The organism is Paenibacillus sp. A3, from assembly GCF_001399685.1.
Classification (GTDB): Bacteria; Bacillota; Bacilli; order Paenibacillales; family NBRC-103111; genus Paenibacillus_G.
Genome location: NZ_JTHN01000253.1, coordinates 1 through 1,455, shown reverse-complemented (window position 1 = coordinate 1,455; position 1,455 = coordinate 1). Strand labels below are relative to the sequence as shown.

Below are 1,455 nucleotides of genomic sequence, written 5' to 3'. Positions count from 1 at the left end.
CTGTCGCCGAACTCAGGGGCCTCCTGCGCTTCAGTCATAAGCCAGCTTTGGCTGACAATAAGCCCGCCGGAATGCACAATCCCCCACAGCAGGATCATTACGATCATGGGGATGAAATATCCTCCCGCATAATAAATCAGGAGGTAAGCAGCAGCATAAACTACGGTAAAAAGGACCGTCGTTCGAAGAACGCTCTTTTGCAAAAAGCTTCCGAATAAGAAGTTGCCCAAAATCATGATCACTCCAAACATCATCAGCATCATACTGATCCAGGAGCCGTTCATATGGGTGACTTGTCCGAGATATTCGGCGAAGTAGCTGTAAACCGAGAACATCGAGGCGAATATACTCGTCACTGCGGCGATATTTAGCCACAATGCGGGCTTGCGTAAAATACCGAGCTGTGCGCCGTAAGACAACTTTGCTTGAACCGGCATCGAGGGAAGCCAGGCCCAAATCCCGATAAAGGCCACGAGACTGACAACAGCCCCGAACAGGAAAGCGGCTTCCAGTGAGACCCGCTCCGCCAGATAGGAAGTCAACGGCACGCCGAAGGCAAACCCGACCGTAATGCCGGCAAAAACCTTGGTGACCGCCTGGCCGCTTTTCTCCGGAGAAACGAGCGATGCTGCCGTGACAAGCGCAACTGAAAAGAAAGCGGGATGAACAATAGCCGGAATAATGCGGAAAGCGAGCATGACGTCAAATCTCGTCGTAAATGCATACACGATATTGGAAATCGCAAACAATAACACTGCGGTTAACAGAATGAATTTGCGATTCATGCCGGAGGCGAGCAGCGTCAGGAACGGGCCTGAAACCGCAACGACCAAAGCAAATATACTGACCAGCCATCCAGCCTGCGTGGCGGAGATGTTGAATTTCTGCGTAACCTGGGGCAGCACCCCGACAATTCCCATTTCCGTCGTGATAATTCCGAATACGCCTAATGCCAGAACGAGGATAAGCAACGGGTTGATCTTATTCATCTTTCGCAAGTCTCCATTTCCTATGTAATCTTTAAATATATATATCTAGATATGAATATGCATAAAAATAAAAAAAAGAGAGTCTCTCCTTTCTTTCTAAAGTTCGGCCCGAATATACTCGGCAAATTGCTGAATGGTCTTTTCGTTCCGACGATAAAACGTCCACTTTCCATACCGCTCCGCTTCCAACAGGCCGGCTTTTTGCATCGTTAACAAATAGTTGGACACGACCGATTGGGCAAGCTCCGCTTTCGTTTGAATATCCGATACACACACGCCGATGCAGAAATCGATCCCGTGCTCGATATAAGGGGTTTTATCGAAATATTGCTCCGGGTCTTTTAACCACACCATGATTTGACGACGGGTCTCGTTAGACAATGCTTTATATATCAATGAAGGATCCATACGCATCATTATATCTATTTTTGTAGATTTGTAAAGCTGACATAGTAGGGAATATGAT

General features: G+C 47.5%; 2 protein-coding genes. Both read right to left on the bottom strand.

From position 1 onward, the window contains the following. Positions 1-989: MFS transporter (locus QJ48_RS31485; RefSeq protein WP_054977286.1), on the bottom strand; the 989-nt coding region annotated here is incomplete at its 3' end. A 96-nt stretch (positions 990-1,085) separates the two neighbouring features. After that, complete coding sequence (locus QJ48_RS31480; RefSeq protein WP_054977285.1) at positions 1,086-1,397, bottom strand: helix-turn-helix transcriptional regulator; 312 nt, start codon at positions 1,395-1,397, stop codon at positions 1,086-1,088. Positions 1,398-1,455 lie beyond the last annotated feature (58 nt).